The sequence below is a fragment of the Cohnella hashimotonis genome, from assembly GCF_030014955.1.
In the GTDB taxonomy this organism is placed as follows: domain Bacteria; phylum Bacillota; class Bacilli; order Paenibacillales; family Paenibacillaceae; genus Cohnella; species Cohnella hashimotonis.
Genome location: NZ_JAGRPV010000001.1, coordinates 402,112 through 418,601, shown reverse-complemented (window position 1 = coordinate 418,601; position 16,490 = coordinate 402,112). Strand labels below are relative to the sequence as shown.

16 protein-coding genes are annotated in these 16,490 nt (G+C 49.6%); 6 read left to right on the top strand and 10 right to left on the bottom strand.

The features are described 5' to 3' along the window. Window positions 1–48: 48 nt before the first annotated feature. Window positions 49–645, bottom strand: a complete 597-nt coding sequence (locus KB449_RS01715) for a TetR/AcrR family transcriptional regulator (protein WP_282906705.1) — start codon at window positions 643–645, stop codon at window positions 49–51. Window positions 646–851: 206 nt separating this feature from the next. Here KB449_RS01715 and KB449_RS01710 point away from each other — a divergent pair, with 206 nt between their 5' ends. Both KB449_RS01710 and KB449_RS01705 read left to right on the top strand, forming a co-directional pair. Next, window positions 852–1,601: an SDR family NAD(P)-dependent oxidoreductase gene (locus KB449_RS01710; protein WP_282906704.1), complete on the top strand. Its 750-nt coding sequence runs from the start codon at window positions 852–854 to the stop codon at window positions 1,599–1,601. A gap of 117 nt (window positions 1,602–1,718) precedes the next feature. Continuing rightward, entirely contained in the window at window positions 1,719–2,012 is a 294-nt protein-coding gene (locus KB449_RS01705; RefSeq protein ID WP_282906703.1) for a hypothetical protein, read from the top strand. Window positions 2,013–2,203: 191 nt separating this feature from the next. On the opposite strand, the gene KB449_RS01700 is transcribed toward KB449_RS01705, so the two are convergent. The 3 genes from KB449_RS01700 to KB449_RS01690 all read right to left on the bottom strand — a co-directional run bounded on the left by KB449_RS01700 (window position 2,204) and on the right by KB449_RS01690 (window position 4,688). Then, window positions 2,204–2,965, bottom strand: coding sequence for an SDR family NAD(P)-dependent oxidoreductase (locus KB449_RS01700; protein ID WP_282906702.1), 762 nt, complete (start codon window positions 2,963–2,965; stop codon window positions 2,204–2,206). A gap of 25 nt (window positions 2,966–2,990) precedes the next feature. Next, complete coding sequence (locus tag KB449_RS01695) at window positions 2,991–3,473, bottom strand: MarR family winged helix-turn-helix transcriptional regulator (RefSeq protein ID WP_282906701.1); 483 nt, start codon at window positions 3,471–3,473, stop codon at window positions 2,991–2,993. A 129-nt stretch (window positions 3,474–3,602) separates the two neighbouring features. Beyond that, on the bottom strand, window positions 3,603–4,688 hold the full coding sequence (locus tag KB449_RS01690) for an AI-2E family transporter (RefSeq protein ID WP_282906700.1): 1,086 nt from the start codon (window positions 4,686–4,688) through the stop codon (window positions 3,603–3,605). Window positions 4,689–4,874: 186 nt separating this feature from the next. On the opposite strand from KB449_RS01690, the gene KB449_RS01685 reads away from it, so the two are divergent. From KB449_RS01685 to sigJ, 3 genes are all read left to right on the top strand, one after another. After that, entirely contained in the window at window positions 4,875–5,540 is a 666-nt protein-coding gene (locus KB449_RS01685; protein ID WP_282906699.1) for an NAD(P)H-dependent oxidoreductase, read from the top strand. A 30-nt stretch (window positions 5,541–5,570) separates the two neighbouring features. Then, window positions 5,571–6,218 (top strand): peroxiredoxin-like family protein, encoded by a 648-nt coding sequence (locus KB449_RS01680; protein ID WP_282906698.1) that lies wholly within the window; start codon window positions 5,571–5,573, stop codon window positions 6,216–6,218. Between the two features lie 101 nt (window positions 6,219–6,319). Then, window positions 6,320–7,174 carry an RNA polymerase sigma factor SigJ gene (gene sigJ / locus KB449_RS01675; protein ID WP_282906697.1) on the top strand — a complete coding sequence of 285 codons (855 nt, stop codon included), beginning with the start codon at window positions 6,320–6,322 and terminating at the stop codon, window positions 7,172–7,174. A gap of 136 nt (window positions 7,175–7,310) precedes the next feature. On the opposite strand, the gene KB449_RS01670 is transcribed toward sigJ, so the two are convergent. Next, entirely contained in the window at window positions 7,311–7,814 is a 504-nt protein-coding gene (locus KB449_RS01670; protein WP_282906696.1) for a hypothetical protein, read from the bottom strand. A gap of 218 nt (window positions 7,815–8,032) precedes the next feature. Between KB449_RS01670 and KB449_RS01665 the strand changes: the two genes are divergently transcribed. Then, complete coding sequence (locus KB449_RS01665) at window positions 8,033–9,949, top strand: serine hydrolase domain-containing protein (protein WP_282906695.1); 1,917 nt, start codon at window positions 8,033–8,035, stop codon at window positions 9,947–9,949. Window positions 9,950–10,075: 126 nt separating this feature from the next. Here KB449_RS01665 and KB449_RS01660 read toward each other — a convergent pair whose 3' ends face one another. The 5 genes from KB449_RS01660 to KB449_RS01640 form a co-directional block, all read right to left on the bottom strand. After that, a complete protein-coding gene (locus tag KB449_RS01660) occupies window positions 10,076–10,372 on the bottom strand; it encodes a hypothetical protein (RefSeq protein WP_282906694.1) in 297 nt (98 codons plus the stop codon). A 907-nt stretch (window positions 10,373–11,279) separates the two neighbouring features. Further along, window positions 11,280–12,638 carry an IS4 family transposase gene (locus tag KB449_RS01655; RefSeq protein ID WP_282906693.1) on the bottom strand — a complete coding sequence of 453 codons (1,359 nt, stop codon included), beginning with the start codon at window positions 12,636–12,638 and terminating at the stop codon, window positions 11,280–11,282. A 106-nt stretch (window positions 12,639–12,744) separates the two neighbouring features. Then, window positions 12,745–14,232: a hypothetical protein gene (locus KB449_RS01650; protein ID WP_282906692.1), complete on the bottom strand. Its 1,488-nt coding sequence runs from the start codon at window positions 14,230–14,232 to the stop codon at window positions 12,745–12,747. A gap of 444 nt (window positions 14,233–14,676) precedes the next feature. Beyond that, the gene (locus tag KB449_RS01645; RefSeq protein WP_282906691.1) at window positions 14,677–15,531 is read right to left on the bottom strand and encodes a sulfurtransferase; all 855 of its coding nucleotides are present in this window, start codon (window positions 15,529–15,531) and stop codon (window positions 14,677–14,679) included. Window positions 15,532–15,706: 175 nt separating this feature from the next. Further along, window positions 15,707–16,480: an ABC transporter ATP-binding protein gene (locus KB449_RS01640; RefSeq protein WP_282906690.1), complete on the bottom strand. Its 774-nt coding sequence runs from the start codon at window positions 16,478–16,480 to the stop codon at window positions 15,707–15,709. Between the last annotated feature and the right edge of the window lie 10 nt (window positions 16,481–16,490).

The window sequence follows — 16,490 nt, the reverse complement described above, 5'->3', positions numbered from 1 at the left end:
CATCGCCCTGGCGCTGAGCCGCTTGGCGATGTATCTTCGACGATTGACTTATTCGGGCGAACCGGGCCAGAGCTGAAGCGCCATATCTACTACATGCCGCAGCTTGGACTCGCTGGCGCCGGCGCCGCCCTGGACCGCAAGCCCTTGAAAAACAGTGCTGTAAAATGCCGCCAGACGATCCGCATCCACGTCCAATGGAATCTCGCCTTCTGTCTGCGCCTGCTTGAACCTTTCCCGCATAGCGGCTTCGCCGCCCGCACGTCTGGCATCCAGCTCATGCTTGACGGCTTGGCCCGCCTCTCCCGTCGAGATTGCGCCATGGATCGTCAGGCAGCCGCCCGGGGTCGCCGGATCCGTTGTTGCATGCGCCGCGCCATACAATAATGCCTCGATCATTCCGCGAGCGGTCGTCTGCTTAAAAGCGTCCATCATATAAGCGGCCGGACCTTCGGCATACCTGTCCAATATTCGTAAAAAAAGCTGCTCTTTATTGCCGAACGCTTTATAGAGACTGGGCGTATTAATGCCCATCGCTTCCGTAAGATCGGAAATGGTCGTGCCCTCATAGCCTTTTCGCCAGAACAGATCGAGGGCCTGATCCAATGCAGTCTCGATATTAAAAGCGCGAGGTCTTCCTTTTGCCATCGCTTCTCCTCCTGTCCATCGATTTATTTCAATTTAATACAGGTAGAAGTAGTTCTAATTATAGTGGAACTGTTCCAGTGCGCAAACCGGCAAGATGATTCTCAACATTAATGTATCGATCGCTAAATTAATCGTTGACAACCAACCCGTTCAGATATATATTTAGCGTACGCTAAATAAATAACTAAACAACGGGAGTGAGTTCAATGACAAAGCTTCAAGGTAAGGTTGCAGTCGTTACAGGCGGAACATCGGGGATCGGATTGGCGACCGCACAGCGGCTCGTTCAAGAAGGGGCTTACGTGTACGTCACGGGTCGTCGTCAGGCTGAACTCGATGCGGCCGTAGCGGCAATCGGTTCGAATGTAACGGGCGTTCGCGGCGACGTGTCCCGGCTGGCCGATCTGGATCATTTGTACGAAGTCGTTCGCAGCCTTCATAACCAAATCGATATTTTATTCGTAAATGCAGGCGGCGGCGAATTCGCTCCGCTGGGGAACATTACGGAAGAACATTACGAGAAGACCTTTAACATCAATGTAAAAGGAACCCTCTTCACCGTTCAAAAAGCGCTGCCGCTTTTAAAGGACGGAGCCTCTATCATTCTTACCAGTTCTTTGGCCGCTTCATCGGGCATGCCGGCCTTCAGCGTATACAGCGCCACGAAAGCGGCGATTCGCAGTTTTGCCAGAGGGTGGATCGTCGATCTGCAATCCCGCAAAATTCGGGTTAACGCCATCAGCCCCGGCGTCATTCATACGCCAGGGTTGACGGGACTTGCAAGCAGCGAAGAAGAATCGCAGCAGTTTTTGCAGCAAATGGCGCAGCAAATTCCGTTGGAGCGCGTAGGGAAACCGGAAGAAGTCGCGAGCGCCGTCGTATTTCTGGCATCCGACGACAGCAGCTTCATCAACGGCATCGAACTGTTCATCGATGGCGGGCAGAGCCAGATTTAAATCGGTCCGCCCCGAACGATCTTCATAGCCTGCTTTTCGACCATGTATGCATGCGCCTGTCCCCTCCAGAATATCCTGCTAGTGGAGCTCACTCTACGCAGGAAAGGATGGTTCGGTATGATTGGGTCACTGACGCATTGGATGGAGGTCGCCCTGTGGGTTGTGCTTGGCTTGATGGCGGTCGACTTCCTGGTCGGGTTCTTTCAGTCGCTCCGAGGCAACAAGCTTGTTAACGCGAATGAAGCGGTTCTCGTCTATCTGAGGGAAATCGTCGTCTATGTGCTGCCGCTCTTCATACTGTCGGGAATCGCTTTGATGGACGAGACGGGTTGGATCGTGAAGACAGCTTATTATATAGGTGCCGTAGCCTTGGTCATCAAGTACTTGAAGGATATCAAGGCGAAGCTGTAATTAAAGGCGAAGCTGTAACCAGCAGCCTCGTGCACCACTCCGGGAACCGGCTCTCCGCCGTACAGGCGGAGGGCTTCTTAATAGAACCGGAACAGGTACAGCTTGTTTAATGACGGTCTGATCTCGATTCTCGTCTCTCCGCTTGTGTCGGGCTCTTCCTGGGGGCAATCTCGCTTCCGATGGCCCGAGGCCTACCCTCTCGCCCTTCCCACATACGGGTAGATCGGATCTCTTAATTCGAAGTCGTACGTGCTTCCGTTCACGATGCCAACGACTTTCTCGTTGTCGTAGAGATCCAACATAAACCCAGCCATTTCTTTGGCGGTATGAAACTTCGGAACGACGCCTTCATAATGAAACGCTTCTAAATCCAAAGCGCTTTTTATAAATTCAGTCGCTGTAGCCGCGGGGGCCAACACTTTGGCTCGGAGCGCAGCGCCACGTTCCTTCAATTCCTGCGCGACGCCTTCCGTAAAGGCACTTGCATAGAACTTTGTCGCGCAGTAGGCTACGGAATTGCCGACAATCTGGTAGCCTCCTCCTGAAGAAACATTGATGATCTGCGTCCCTTCGACATTTGCATAATCGCGAACATAAAGGGTAGTAAGCACAGTTAAGGCTTCGATATTCAAGTGAAGCATCGTCGTCACTTTGTTTAAATTTTGCTCTCCGACGGAGGCGAAGCTTCCAGCTCCCGCATTATTGATCCAGGTCTCGATCGGATAATCCGCAAGGCTTATGTAAAATTCATAAACATCGGCGGCAACGGACAAGTCGACCGTTCGAAGGACAACATCCAGGCCGGGGTTAAGGTCGGCCACCTTTGATTTTAAACGTTCCAATTCCCCGGTTCTGCGGGCTGCCAGAATCAAGTTTTTTCCGCGTGCCGCAAAAGCAAGAGCCGCTTCATACCCGATTCCCGAGCTTGCTCCCGTAATCACCGTATACTTCATATTCGTCCCCCTTCCTTCATTTACATTACTCCGCAGAGAAGCTTCGAATGTAGAACGCTTGTTGCTTGAGCATATACTCCGAGGCCTTTTTCATCATATCGGCAAATTGCTTGCTTTCTCCCTCTCCAAGATGGCTGACCAAGTCAACGAACATGTTAAGGCGGGCTTCATTGATACGTTGAATATACGCTTTGCCTTGATCCGTAAGCTGGATTCTGACGACTCGCCGATCGGCAGGATCGGCAAGACGCTTGACCAGCTCCTGCGCTTCCAGACTGTTGATATGCTGCGTGATCGTCGGCGAAGTCACATTCAATTTACCGCTTATCTCCGACACCATCAGTCCCGTATCGCTATCCTTGACGTTCATGCTGATGAAGTAGAGAACCATGATCTCGCCTGGCTTCTGATTGTACACCGCGCGATTCTGCATCATATTTCCGCTGACTTGCGATTGAAAGTACGATTCCATTAACTGCTTTGCGATTTCCTTCCGCTCATCGGACAATCGGCTCACTCCCCGGAACTTACATAAGCAACTTAACAATTAGGTAACCAATTAAATAGGTAACCTAATTATATGCGCATAAAAGCAGATCGTCCACTAATTTGTTGTGAAGGGACGGAGACCGCGGCGCTATTCCACGATCTCTTCCACCTTCTCCTGGAAGAATAGCTTGTAAATGTGCGTAAATAAAATTTTAACGACAATATAGAACGGGATGCTCAGCAGCATGCCCAGCACGCCGGCGAGATCGCCGCCAAGCAGCAGGAGCACGATAATGGTCACGGGATGAATCGCCATCGTCCGCCCGAAGATGATCGGCGTCAGAATATGGTCCTGAATCTGCTGCGCAGCCAGAATAATGAGCAGCGACCAGAGCGCCATCATGGGAGATTCCATAAATGCGACAACGAGGACGGGAACAGACGATAGAATGGCGCCGATGTACGGAATAAAGTTCAGCACGACGGCTACTAGCACAAGCATCAATGCATACGGAAGCCCGATAAAAAGGAAGCCGACGTACATGAGACCGCCGAGAATGATGTTCAGCACGACCCGGCTTACGATAAACGAACCGAGTGCTTCGTCAATCTCCGACAGGGCCGCACGCCCTTCGGCCTTGTATTTGCGCGGCACCAGATACAACAGGGAATCCTCCAGCTTGCGCCCGTCCTTGAGCATAAAGAAGAGAATGACCGGCACGACCCCGATCAGCACGACGGCACGCGAGATGACTGAAATGATGCTCGTCAGGTACGTAGAAGCCCAAGCGCCTGCCTTCTGGGCGTACTCCGAAATGCGAGTTTCCAAATCGAACGACTCCGGCAGGACCGAGGAGACCACGCTCCCGTCGTCGGTCTTATCCTGAACCTGATCGCTCAGGTCCTCCACGACTTTGGGCGCACTGTTGATAAAGTTGTTCGTCTGATCGCGCAGCGTCGGCCACACCAGCCAGACAAAAAGAGCGATTAAACCCGCAAACACCAAATAGAGCAGCGTAACCGCAAGCAAACGCTTCATCCCCCGGTTATGTAGAAAGCCGACGATCGGGCGAAGAAGGTAATAAAGAAAGCCGGACAGCGTGATCGGCAGAATCAGAATCTCGAACATCCGAACGATCGGCGCGAACATGAAGCGATCAAGGAAGAGAAGAAAGATCGCCAGCAGCACAAAAATAACGCTGAGAATGATTCGAAAAAACTTCGCATGCGGCATGGCAGCCCCTCCTTTTGGCTCTATTACCCGCCGAATGAACGAACAGAAACCTAAACGGCCGGAAGAAGAATGGCGCCGGAAGGCTTCCCCATCCGATCCGCTCAGTCAAATTTATTTTACTTCCGTTGTCACAAATCGGCGCCCTGCATTGTTATATGTGCAAATCGCAAAAGGAGTTGTTTTCACATGGTAGGGACGGAGAGCCAAAAACAAGAAATTTTGAAAGCTTATCAATTCAGGTTTGCTTGCAGGTCATTCGACCCGAACAAAAAGATTCCGGATGAAGATTTTCACTTTATATTGGAGACCGGAAGACTGTCTCCAAGCTCGGCAGGCCTCGAGCCTTGGAAGCTTGTCGTGATCCAAGATGCTGCGCTTCGTGAAAAATTAAAGCCTGTAACCGCCGGTGCCCAGAGTTCGCTGCCCACGGCCAGTCACTTTGTCGTAATCTTAGCCAGACAAGGCTTAAGGCATGACTCCGCTCATGTGACTAAAATGGTGAATGACGTTCATAATTTCCCTGAAGCGCTTATTCCGCATTTCCTGGGTTCCTATCAAACCTTCGTGGAAACGGAGCTCGAAGACAACGATCGTCTCCTTTTCGAGTGGGCCAGCAAACAAACCTATATCGCATTGGGCAACATGATGACCGCCGCGGCTCAAATCGGCATTGATTCGTGTCCGATCGAAGGCTTTGACAGACAAAAGGTGACCGCTATTCTGCAAAATGAAGGAATTATAAACGGCGACGATTTCGGTTTAGCCTGTATGGTCGCTTTCGGATATCGTCAGGAGGATCCCAAACGTCCGAAAGCAAGGCAAACGCTCGATGAGATTGTGGAGTGGCGGTAAACGATTCCAGATTAAAGGGAGTGTTGGACCATGACGATCAAACCATTATTGGATCAAGCGAAGGACCATTTTATCGCTGTCGCGCCCGAAGAAGTGCAATCTCAGGTTTTTCGGCACATCAAGGAGCAGCAAGCGTCCGGTATCGTTCTCGGTTTGCAGGAAGGGGACCAAGCTCCGAATTTTACGCTGGCCAGCCCGCTCGGAGAGCGGGTGAATCTATATGACGAGCTTGCGAAAGGACCGGTCGTTCTGACCTTTTACCGCGGCAGCTGGTGTCCGTTTTGCAATATCCAGCTTCGAGCCTACCAGCAGTTGTTGCCGGAGATCGGGAGGCTTGGCGGCCAACTGATGGCCGTGTCGCTGCAAAGCCCCGACAACTCGCTGTCCCATCAGGAGAAGGAGAACCTCACCTTCCACGTGTTAAGCGATTCGAACGGCCACGTCGCGGACAGCTACCGGGTGCTGTACGAATTACCGGATTACCTGCAGAACCTCTATGAGAAATCCGGGATGGATCTCGCGAAGTTCAATCAAACCGACCGCTGGATTCTACCGATTACGGCGACGTTTATCGTGGATAAGGAAGGAATCATCCGCCGCGCGCACGTGAATCCGGACCTTATGAAACGGATGGAGCCGGAGGATATAATCGATCAATTAAAAAAGCTGACCCCATAAGAAAAACGAGAACGCCCGCCTTTACCCTTGCGTAAAGGCGGGTTTCTTTGGAAAATAAAGAAGCGAATAGGGAATACGCCCGAGGAAAGGTGATACGGCAAATGGAGGAACTGTACGATCAATACAAGGCGCTTCTGTTTACGCTTGCCTATCAGTTGACGGGATCTGCGGCGGACGCGGAAGATGCGGTACAGGACGTATTTATCAAGGCGGGCGAAGTCCATCCCGAGCGCCTGGAAGAGCCGAAGGCGTATTTGTGCAAAATGGTCACCAATCGCTGCCTCAACCTGCAGAAATCGGCGCGGAAGAAGCGGGAAACGTACGTCGGTCCCTGGCTCCCCGAGCCGATTCGGACGCAGGAGACGGATACGCTCGAGACGGCGGTCGTCCGCCGCGATCTATTGTCGTACGGCATGCTCGTACTGCTGGAGCGGCTGACGCCGACAGAGCGGGCGGTGTTTGTCCTGCGCGAGGCGCTGGATTTCGATTATCCCGCAATCGCCGAGCTGCTCGGCAAGCAAGAAGCGAATTGCCGGAAGCTGATGAGCCGGGCCAAGAGCAAGATGGACATATCCGAAGAAGAGCATGTCGCAGCCGAAGCGGCAGACAGGGAATGGGTGAGCCGCTTCCTCTCCTCCCTCGAGCAAGGAAACGTCGATCATATGCTGTCCCTGCTGACCGAAGACGTCATGTTCGTCTCCGACGGCGGCGGCAAAGCGGTTGCGGCCCTTCGCCCGGTACAAACGCGCGTTCCCGTGGCCCGTTTCTTGCTCGACGGGTTCAAGAACACTGTCAGGGCGAATATTCGCTTCGAGGCTGCCCCGCTGAACGGCGAGATGAGCTTGATACTCCGTTCGGGGGACGAAGCCGTCGGGGCTCTGTTTGTACAACTCCAACGCGGGCAATTTGCCAGGATCTTCGTTGTACGAAATCCGGATAAGCTAACCCGGGTATGAAAAATCGAGGGCAGGGGGCGGCTCCCCTCCCCTCCTCTCTGTACATAAATCAACTAGAAACAAGCGTCCGCAGTTCCTTAGAAGCGTCTTCAAATTCCTTCTCATATAATCGGTCCGTTGTGTTGAAGATTATCAATTATGTATCTGTACGTATTACGAAAAGATATTGTTTTTCTTGCTTTCCCCAACTGGCCGTAATGGTAATCCCTCTAAAATATTTCTTTGATTTATCGAATTGCGAGCTTAATGCGGAGGCCGGGTTTTTTTGAACAATATATTTTGAAACCCCATCTTTTATGGGGAGCGGCGTTACAAGGGACAATTTATCAGGATAGATATACTCACCGTTCGAGTGTAGTAAGCTGTCCCTTACACTAACTTTATCCGGAGACGGATTCCCGAAATTAATCGTTATTTTATCCTGCATTTTTATATATTTAATATTAGTTAAAGGTTCTTCTTGAAAAGCGAATTTATATCGATAATCTTGTCCGTTTTCTGATTCGGAAGGGTTATACATAACATAATCAACTGATTCTCCCCCGACAGTTAATGTCATTTTCCGATTATCATCATTCACTCTGCATCCCGTAATTCCCATTACTATTATTAATAGTAATGTGCTTAAGACATATTTCAAAGTGTCTCCCCCCTCCATGTTGCAACTTATTCTTTGACACCCGTCGCTTCGTCTAGGTGAGCTTGTTGGAACTTCCATTATAGTAAATATTGCATATTTTTGTTGATTTAAAATTATGCAACTGCTTGCACCTTTTACAATACGATACGGTCAAGTTTGAGAACTTTTGTTAGAATAGGAGGACTGCCGGAATTTACCTGCCTGGAGGAGAGGTTTTATTGTTAAGAAAAGGATGTACGCTTGTGCTCTCAATGCTACTGTTTTTGTTCAGTAGTATCACAGCAATTGCAGCAGAGGACACTGGCGAGGGAACGAGTGAAGCAACCCCTTCCGGGATTCCGTTAACCGGTCTGGAAACTTTTGTCGACGATTATGTAAAAAAGTACATCGGGCAACAAACTGTAGGCGCGTCGGTTGTTATCGTGAAGGATGGCCAGGTGGTGCTGTCCAAAGGCTACGGCTACGCAGACGTGGAGCGGCAGATTCCTGTCTCGACGGATACGGTCATGGAGTGGGGCTCCATCAGCAAGCTTGCCGTATGGGCGTCCGTGATGCAGCTGGCTGAACAGGGAAAAATCGATCTGAACGAAGATATTCGCGGCTATTTGCCGGCGAATTTCCTGACCAAGCTGAGATACGATGCTCCCATAACGATGCTCCATCTGATGAACCACAATGCCGGGTTTGAAGAGTATATGTTCGATATGGCCTATCAATCCCCGGAGGAAGTACGGTCGCTGGAAGAAGGGCTGCAGCTAGCCCAGCCCGCACAGATTTATAGACCCGGCGAGGTTGTGGCCTATTCGAACTACGGCAACTCGCTGGCTGCGTATATTGTAGAGAGAATCAGCGGTCAACCTTTTCACGAATACGTTCAGCAGCATATTTTCGATCCCCTGGGCATGACCCATTCCATTGCGCATTCCGTCGTAGAGGATCGCCCGGACTTGCTGGAGCATAAAGCCAAAGGTTATTTCTTCAAAGAAGAGGGTTCCTTCACCCCGGGATCGTGGAATTATATGTCCATGTACCCGAACGGCGGCAATAACGGCACCGCGGAGGATCTGGCTAAGTTTGCGATGGCCTTCCTCCCGCCTGCCGGACAGCAGTCCCCTCTGTTTGAGAAACAGGACACGCTGGGCACGATGCTGACGCAGAGCCATACCTCTGCTGAAGGAATGCCGGGTATCGCCCATGGATTCTGGGAATATCCCGGACAACACCGGACGCTCGGACATGGCGGGAACACGATTGCTTTTGCCACCAATCTGCAGCTTGTGCCCGAAGACCGGTTTGCGATCGTCATTATGACCAACCAGGCCGGCGAATCTCATATTGTCCATGGTCTGACCAAAGCGATCGTGGGCACGCAAAAGCAGGCGGAAGCTGTCAATCTGCCGGATGTGTCGGAGGTTCGAGGCGAGTTCGTGGCTGCGCGCCGCCCTGAACATGGCTTCATGAAGCTATTTCCCTATCTGACGATGATGAAGCTGAAGCCGCTGGGGGCCGATCAGCTCCAGATGACGCTAGCGGGCAGGACTGGAAGCTACAAGCAGGTGCAGCCTTACCTTTATGAGAAAGTAAGCGGAGACTCGGCGCTCGATGCCTGGCCCATGCTGTATGCGACTGTCAAGGATGGCGATGTAAAAGCGATCTCGGTCTATACCTCCGATTATTTGCCGCTGCCTGCCAGTAAATCCATGCCGGTGCTGGTCCTGAGCGCCGCTCTAGCGGTGCTGGCCATCGTTTATTTTATTATTGCTCCGCTCGTATTGCTGGTACGGGCAGTCATGAACGCGCTGAGAGCCAGAAAACGCCGCCCTGCACCTCGTAACGTCAGCCGCAAGCTGGTGGCCGGCCTCACCTTGACGGGTACCGGTATTGTGGCGAACAATCTGATTCTTGCCTTGCGGATGCTCAGCAACAATGAGCGGGCTTATGCCGAAGTCTATCCGCAGATTATCGTCAACTACGGCCTGACTGGGCTGGCTGCAATTTTGTTGGGTGCGCTGCTGCTGTCCTGGATGAAGAGACGCTCTGCTTCGACGGCCCGGTACAAGTGGTCGGCCATCCTGCCTGCTGCGATGATGGTTGTTCTGGTGGGGCAGCTTGTGTTCTGGCAGTTTTATAGCTAGGTAGGCAGGGTAAGGGTTAGCCTTATGTTGAATTCGGGGAAGTAGAACAAGCCGCCATGTGGCCCGAGGGCATTGGCGGCTTGTTTGTTGTACAAAAGCGATTATGAGTCCCGTACCTTGTCCTAGTTATAGATCGTCGTCATTCGACTTGGCGCTATTCACCTTCCCATACTTTTTTACCGGGCCATAGATTGTATGATAGGCCAAATAATTTTCACCGTTGAACACGATTAATGACCGTTCGGTAACCCACTCGTAATAAGTGGAGTCGTTGGCGCCATTCTTTTCCTGCGGGTTCCCGTACTTTTCCTTTAAAGAATCGAGCAAGTCGACCGAATCCGTCCCCTCCAACTCGCTAAAGTAGTACCTGCCGGAGAGCAGACGAAACTCATCCAACGCCGCTTCGCTCGGCAGCGAATCCAACTTATCTTTGTTTTCCTTATAGTATGTACTCAGTTCCTCTGGTACTTCCGCCAGAGCATGGCATTCTTTCTACGGTGCTCTGTATTAAATTCACATACGATTATTTATTCGAGAGATTACCAAAAAGAAGAATGCTTACTTAGAATACATTCTGGGCAGTCATGACGTAAGTATTTTCCGAAGCCTATTCTTGAATCCGTGTTGGCTGAGACAAAAATACATCGCCAAGGTTCTTGAACCACATGGAGATGTATCCATGATTCAATGCCGCTATTCCGCTTTGCGTTTTTCTTCATCTCCTGTGGCGATTTGGTTGTCGGTGTAGCCAATCTAATCGCTCCAGCTATAGAATTTCACTTGCGGTACAGTTCGCCGCATTGCACAAAATAGAATAAAATGAATTTTCGATTGGAGTCCTATTTTCATGTCACTTAGTCATTTAACCGTGAAATCATTTTTAATACATAATTCATCGTTAATTTTGATGATAATTATTACAATCAACTTTAAGAATGAATAATAATCTGATTCATACTGTTTCTCATCATTGCTATTAGTACCGTGCAAATACCTATTTCGAAGGTCATGACCATTGGTGAATTTTGCTTTATTCAAGTAAAAGTCAAAATAATCCTGTTCGTTTCTAGATAACAAAGTACTTTCAAAATAAACATAATTTTGGCTTGATAAATTATCAATTACTTTTTTGATCTCATCTGGATAGTGCCAGTAACTTAATAAATCCTCGTAATAAAGTTCTTTTAAAATGTAGATCATTTTAGTATCAGTAAATTCTATATAACCATCATTACTCTCGCGGATTATATCATTGTCGAATAACCATTGTATTCTCTGTATTTGATACTCTTTAAATTCACTTTTTAATACTTTCTCTTTAATTATTAACTCAACTTTCGCAGCATGAAATCGGCAAACAAGCCCTGATGTAACTGGGCAAACTGGCAATCCATTGCTGGAGTTGACGCTGAATCAAAGCCCCCAGCTTCTTTCCTGCTTTCGTGGCGATTTCGCTGATCAGATCAAGCAGTTGTTGCAAGGCGACTGTCCAATCCAGCGTGCCGACTTCGTCGCACAGCACATAAAACAAACCGCCGAACGTGCGTGCATCTGTACTCTGTCGATGCTGCCAAGCCAGTAGCAGGTAACGCGAAAAGACAATTGTGGTGTGGCTGATCAGCAAATCATAAGAGCGGCCTTGGAATTCCTTTTGCAAACGTAGCAGTGACTTGGTGCATTTGAAGAAGACCTCGATGTCCCAGCGGATCGCGTAAATTCGGATGACGTCCTCTACACAGAGCGCTAGGTCTGTCGTTAGAACGGCGAGCCAATCATTCTTCTTCGAGCGGTTGCGAACGAATACCACATGCACTGGCGTGCCGCAAGCCAGCACCGTTCGGATCGAGCGGAGAATGCTGCGTTTCTTGCTCGCTACAGGCGTGGCGACTGAGTAAAGCTCTTTAAGCGACAACTTCTGGCCTTGCATAAGGAATCGTTTGTTGTCGTTCTTGACCATGCCAATCACATCAAGTCCACGGGAGACGATTTCGCGAATGAGCGGCGCATGCGTGAACCAACTGTCCATCAAGACATAAGAGGCGGTTGCTCCGGCCGCCAAGACGCGGTCCAGCATGGACGCAACGACTTGCGGAGCCGACAGAAGCGCTTCCTGCCGACGCTTGTAGCCGTGCGACCGTTTGTCGACGGACTCATTCATGCCGGTGATCGCCGACTTGCTTGAACTGAGCAATGCAAAATCCACGGGTAAGAACGTGTGGCCGTCCGACCACCCCATCGTTAGCATGCGGAAACCTTTGTAGTACGCACCTGTCGCATGATCTTTGAACCGGGCGAGCAACTCAACGGCTTTGCTGCGATTGCGTTCGAACATCGAATCGTCGACGATGAAGACGGCATCCCGATCCGCAGACGTCAGCGCGTCCACCTTCTTTACGGTGGCGACACTAAGCGAGGTCAAAAACCGGCGCCATGCAAGGCCGGTATGATTGAGAAAGCGATAAACCGCATCTTTGCCGGGCATGGAATCATCTTTGCGGCTCTCCAGCAGACGAAACCAGTTTTTCTGATGAAACAACAGAACGAAGACGAGTTGAAACAATTGGGCGCAGCTAAAGCCAAAGCGTTTGCGAAATCCAGCTTGCTGTAAATGCTGCATGACTTTCAATTCTTGAAACGTCGGTTTTAGTTCGTTAGGCAGTTGATTCAAATTGGAGGGTTGGGCTATCATAAGGGTAGACACCTCTTCGGTTGAAGTGATTGCTCGACACTCTCACTTTATCAAACGGAGCGGTGTTTTTCTATTTACAAGCCCAATACCTGATCGCCTCGCGAGCTTACAACGACCTGCACTTAAGATGATTTTTGCTCTGCGAAAGTTGAGTTATTAAATCAAAGAAATTTTTATATTTACCACCTTTACTAGGCAAATAAAATATACTACTCTGGTCAGAAAACAACATAAAGGATGCTGTTTGATACCACTCACTTGAAGGATACACATACTTTTTCTCAATCAAAGATTTAATATCCTTGTTTTTCACACTAGATGATGAAATCTGTATCAATTCTTGGTCAATTTTACCCTCTTCAATTAGTACGTTGAATTGCTTAAACACCCTATCGAATTCAGGAAGGATAGTCCTGCACTTTTCAAAATATGTAGCATCTTCTGATGGCATTTTTACTATGAAATCCTCAATTTTAAATTCTTCTTTTAGATAGATTTGAAAGAACCACTCTATCATATCTTCTAATCTTACGCCTAAAACATTTAATACATTTGCATAGCTGTATATTTCCACTTTTCCAACCATTTCTCTAAAACTAAATGCAAATGATGTACTGTAAATGTGTTCTCCATTAGGACGAAGTGCATATTCTAGCGCACTCATATCATTTTTCTTTGAGGCAAATACTAAGCGAAACTTATCGTCGACAAAATTAAACAAGTGAATAAAGTTGTTCCAAAGTGTTGGGTAGTCGAGATTCTCTTCTAACCATGTACGACTTACCTTCATATCAAACATACTTCCATCGGCACTTAGTGAAATAACTTCGTCTTGGTCTATTGGGTATGAAATCGAAACCCCAGACTCAATCCCAGAGCCTTCTCCAAAGATTCTTTCTTCCTCTTCCTTAGCTTTTCTTTTTGCATGTAACTTAATTTTATCAGGCATATTAATCCCTTTACCTGGAGGGAAATTTACTATTTTTCTCAAATAATTTATATTAACGTGTGATGAGTTGATATATTCATCAATTAAACTTAATGCCTCTTTCTCTGTTAAAGAAGACGGTAAATATAGTTGACTCTCTTTAAGATATTTAGAAATTAGGGTCTCGGCATTTCTTGAATCACTTAGTATTATTTCTTTTATTACAGAATTAAAATACTCTGTCAGTTTCTTAAATTTCAGAACCATATAGACATGTACATACTCTTTGTTGAGTAAGTCCTTAAAAGCATCTTCTGAAACAGCCTGAAATATTGAAAAATTCTCTATAATATCTAGAAAATCTTCGGTATCCATAAAATCGACATCATCGTATAAAGAAATAAAATCACTCTTATTCTCTTCGATGAATAGACCTATTTTTTGTTTTATTTTTTTCTGATAATCCTTAATATTAATACCAGTCTGTTTAACTATGTAATCTGCAAATCGATTAATTACTATGTACTTTATAATATTATGAAAATCTATCAGATCACTAATAGACCAATCACTTTCGATTGCACTTTCATCGATCTTTTTAATTATCTTATCAATTTCCCAACCGCATGCCATATCATATTCCGAATAAAATTTTACATTGCTCATTTAATCACCTTCGAAAATTATTAACAGCGTTGTATAACCGATTCGGATAAAAAAAATTGACTCGTTGATTTGTTTTGAATGGCGAGCCGGTTTATTTCAGAGTTGACCTGAAACTCCAGTTTTACTTACATATTGAATATAGTAAAGTAATTCAGTATAGATACAAGTATGACATAAAGCTCCAAAAAATTGCAGCTACAAAACGCAAATACCGTCATTCCAGAGTTTATTGCAATCGCATCGGTAGGACGTCTAAACCCTTTATCTGTCTGTACAGTATAGTAAGAGAAATACGAGTGTGAGTACGGTTCGACCTACCTGCATGTACTTTCGGTGCTCAATCGTTGACTCCTTGTTGACTCTGGATATACGCCAAAAGCCGCCATGGCCCTCGGGCTACATAGCGACTTGTTTGTTGTGTGTAAATACTGCTATTCGTCTTTTTCAGTTCTCTTCTTCCCCAGTAGCGATACGATTCTCATCATAAGAAATCCAATCGCTCCAACTGCCCGAATACAGCTTCACGTTGCTATATCCCGCTTCGCGAAGTGCCAGCACGTTCGGCGTCGCCGAGATGCCGGAACCGCAGTATACGATGATCTCGCCGTCTTGCGGCAGGTCGCCGAACCAGTCGCGAAGCTGCTCCGGCGACTTCCAGGCCCCGCCCTCTTCGAGCGTGTCCTTCCAGAAGTAGTTTGCCGCACCGGGTATGTGCCCGGCGACCGGATCGAACGGCGCCTCGCGCCCGGCGTACTGCGCCGCGTCGCGCGAGTCCACCAGTGCCGCGCCTCCCCCGGCGGATGCGACGCGAACTTCTTCCACGCCGACGAGCCAATCGGCTCGAGGCGCGGGCACGAATTCGCGCGGCGCCACGGCCGCTGCCGGCTCTGCAGACACATCGCCGCCGGCGGCCGTCCAGGCGGAATAGCCGCCGTCCAGCACTTGCGCGCGATCTGCGCCCAAGTAGCGGAGCAGCCACCACAGCCGTGAAGCAGCCGGGCCGTTGCCGTCTTCGTAGGCGACGACGGCGGTCTCGCGGTCGATGCCGAGAGACCCGAACAGCGAAGCGAGTCGCTCCGGCGACGGCAGCGGGCTGCGCCCGCCATGCTCTTGGGCCGGGTCGGTCAGATCGGCCTTGAAGTCGATGAACAAGGCGCCCGGCAGGTGCCCCTTCGCATAAGCATTCTTGCCGTAAGCCGAGTCCTTCGGGTTAAACCGCACGTCGAGCAGTACGATACGCTCCACGCCGGCTAGCCTTTCCTGCACTTGCGCCACGCTCGCTACATTGGACAATGACATATCTTCCACGCTCCTTCGCATTTTTTCCTCGATTTCCGCTTGCCTTGACTCTCTTTGCACCTTGTTGTCTTTACTGACTACGCCTGCCGTTGCCTCCGCTTACCTTTGCCTCTGCCCTTGCCTTTTCCTTTTCCTTTTCCTTTTCCTTTTCCTTTTCCTTTTCCTTTTCCCTTAGTCAAATCGTAAACTCCAAACTCTCCGGAGACTTCACCTCGTGAATTGCCGCATAAATATCGTTCTGTATCTTCAGCAGCTCGGCGTCGTCGCGCTTTCGCGGACGCTCCTTGGGCACCTGGAAGATCCGATTGATCCGCCCCGGCCTCGGGGACAGCAGCACGACCCGATCGCCCAGGAATACGGCCTCGGACACGTCGTGCGTGACGAACACGACGGTCTTTTTCTCCGCTTCCCAGATTCTCAGCAGATCGTCCTGTAGCTGCAGCCGGGTCAGATAGTCGACCGCGCCAAACGGCTCGTCCATGAGCAGCACCTCGGGGCCGTTGGCGAGCGCCCGGGCAAGACCCGCGCGCTGCTTCATGCCGCCGGACAGGTGATGGGGATACTTGTTCTCGAACCCCTTCAGCCCGACCAAGTCGAGATAACGCTGCGCGCCTTCCCGCTGTTCGCTCTTCGCGACGCCTCGCATCTCCAGTCCCAGCTGGACGTTTTTCGCCACCGATCTCCACGGATACAGCGAGGGATCCTGGAAGACGACGCCCCGCTCGATGCCAGGCCCCTTCAGCTTCGCTCCGCCGAACCATACCTCGCCGGAGGTGGGCAGCTGCAGCCCGGCCAGGATCTCGAGCAAGGTGCTCTTGCCGCAGCCGCTCGGACCGAGAATGCTCAGAAACTCGCCGTCTTCGATGGTCAAGTCGATATTCGAGAGCGTCTCCGTCGGCGTCGCTCCACCGTATACTTTAGACACGCCGCGGACCTCGAACCCCGCCATATGATCGCCC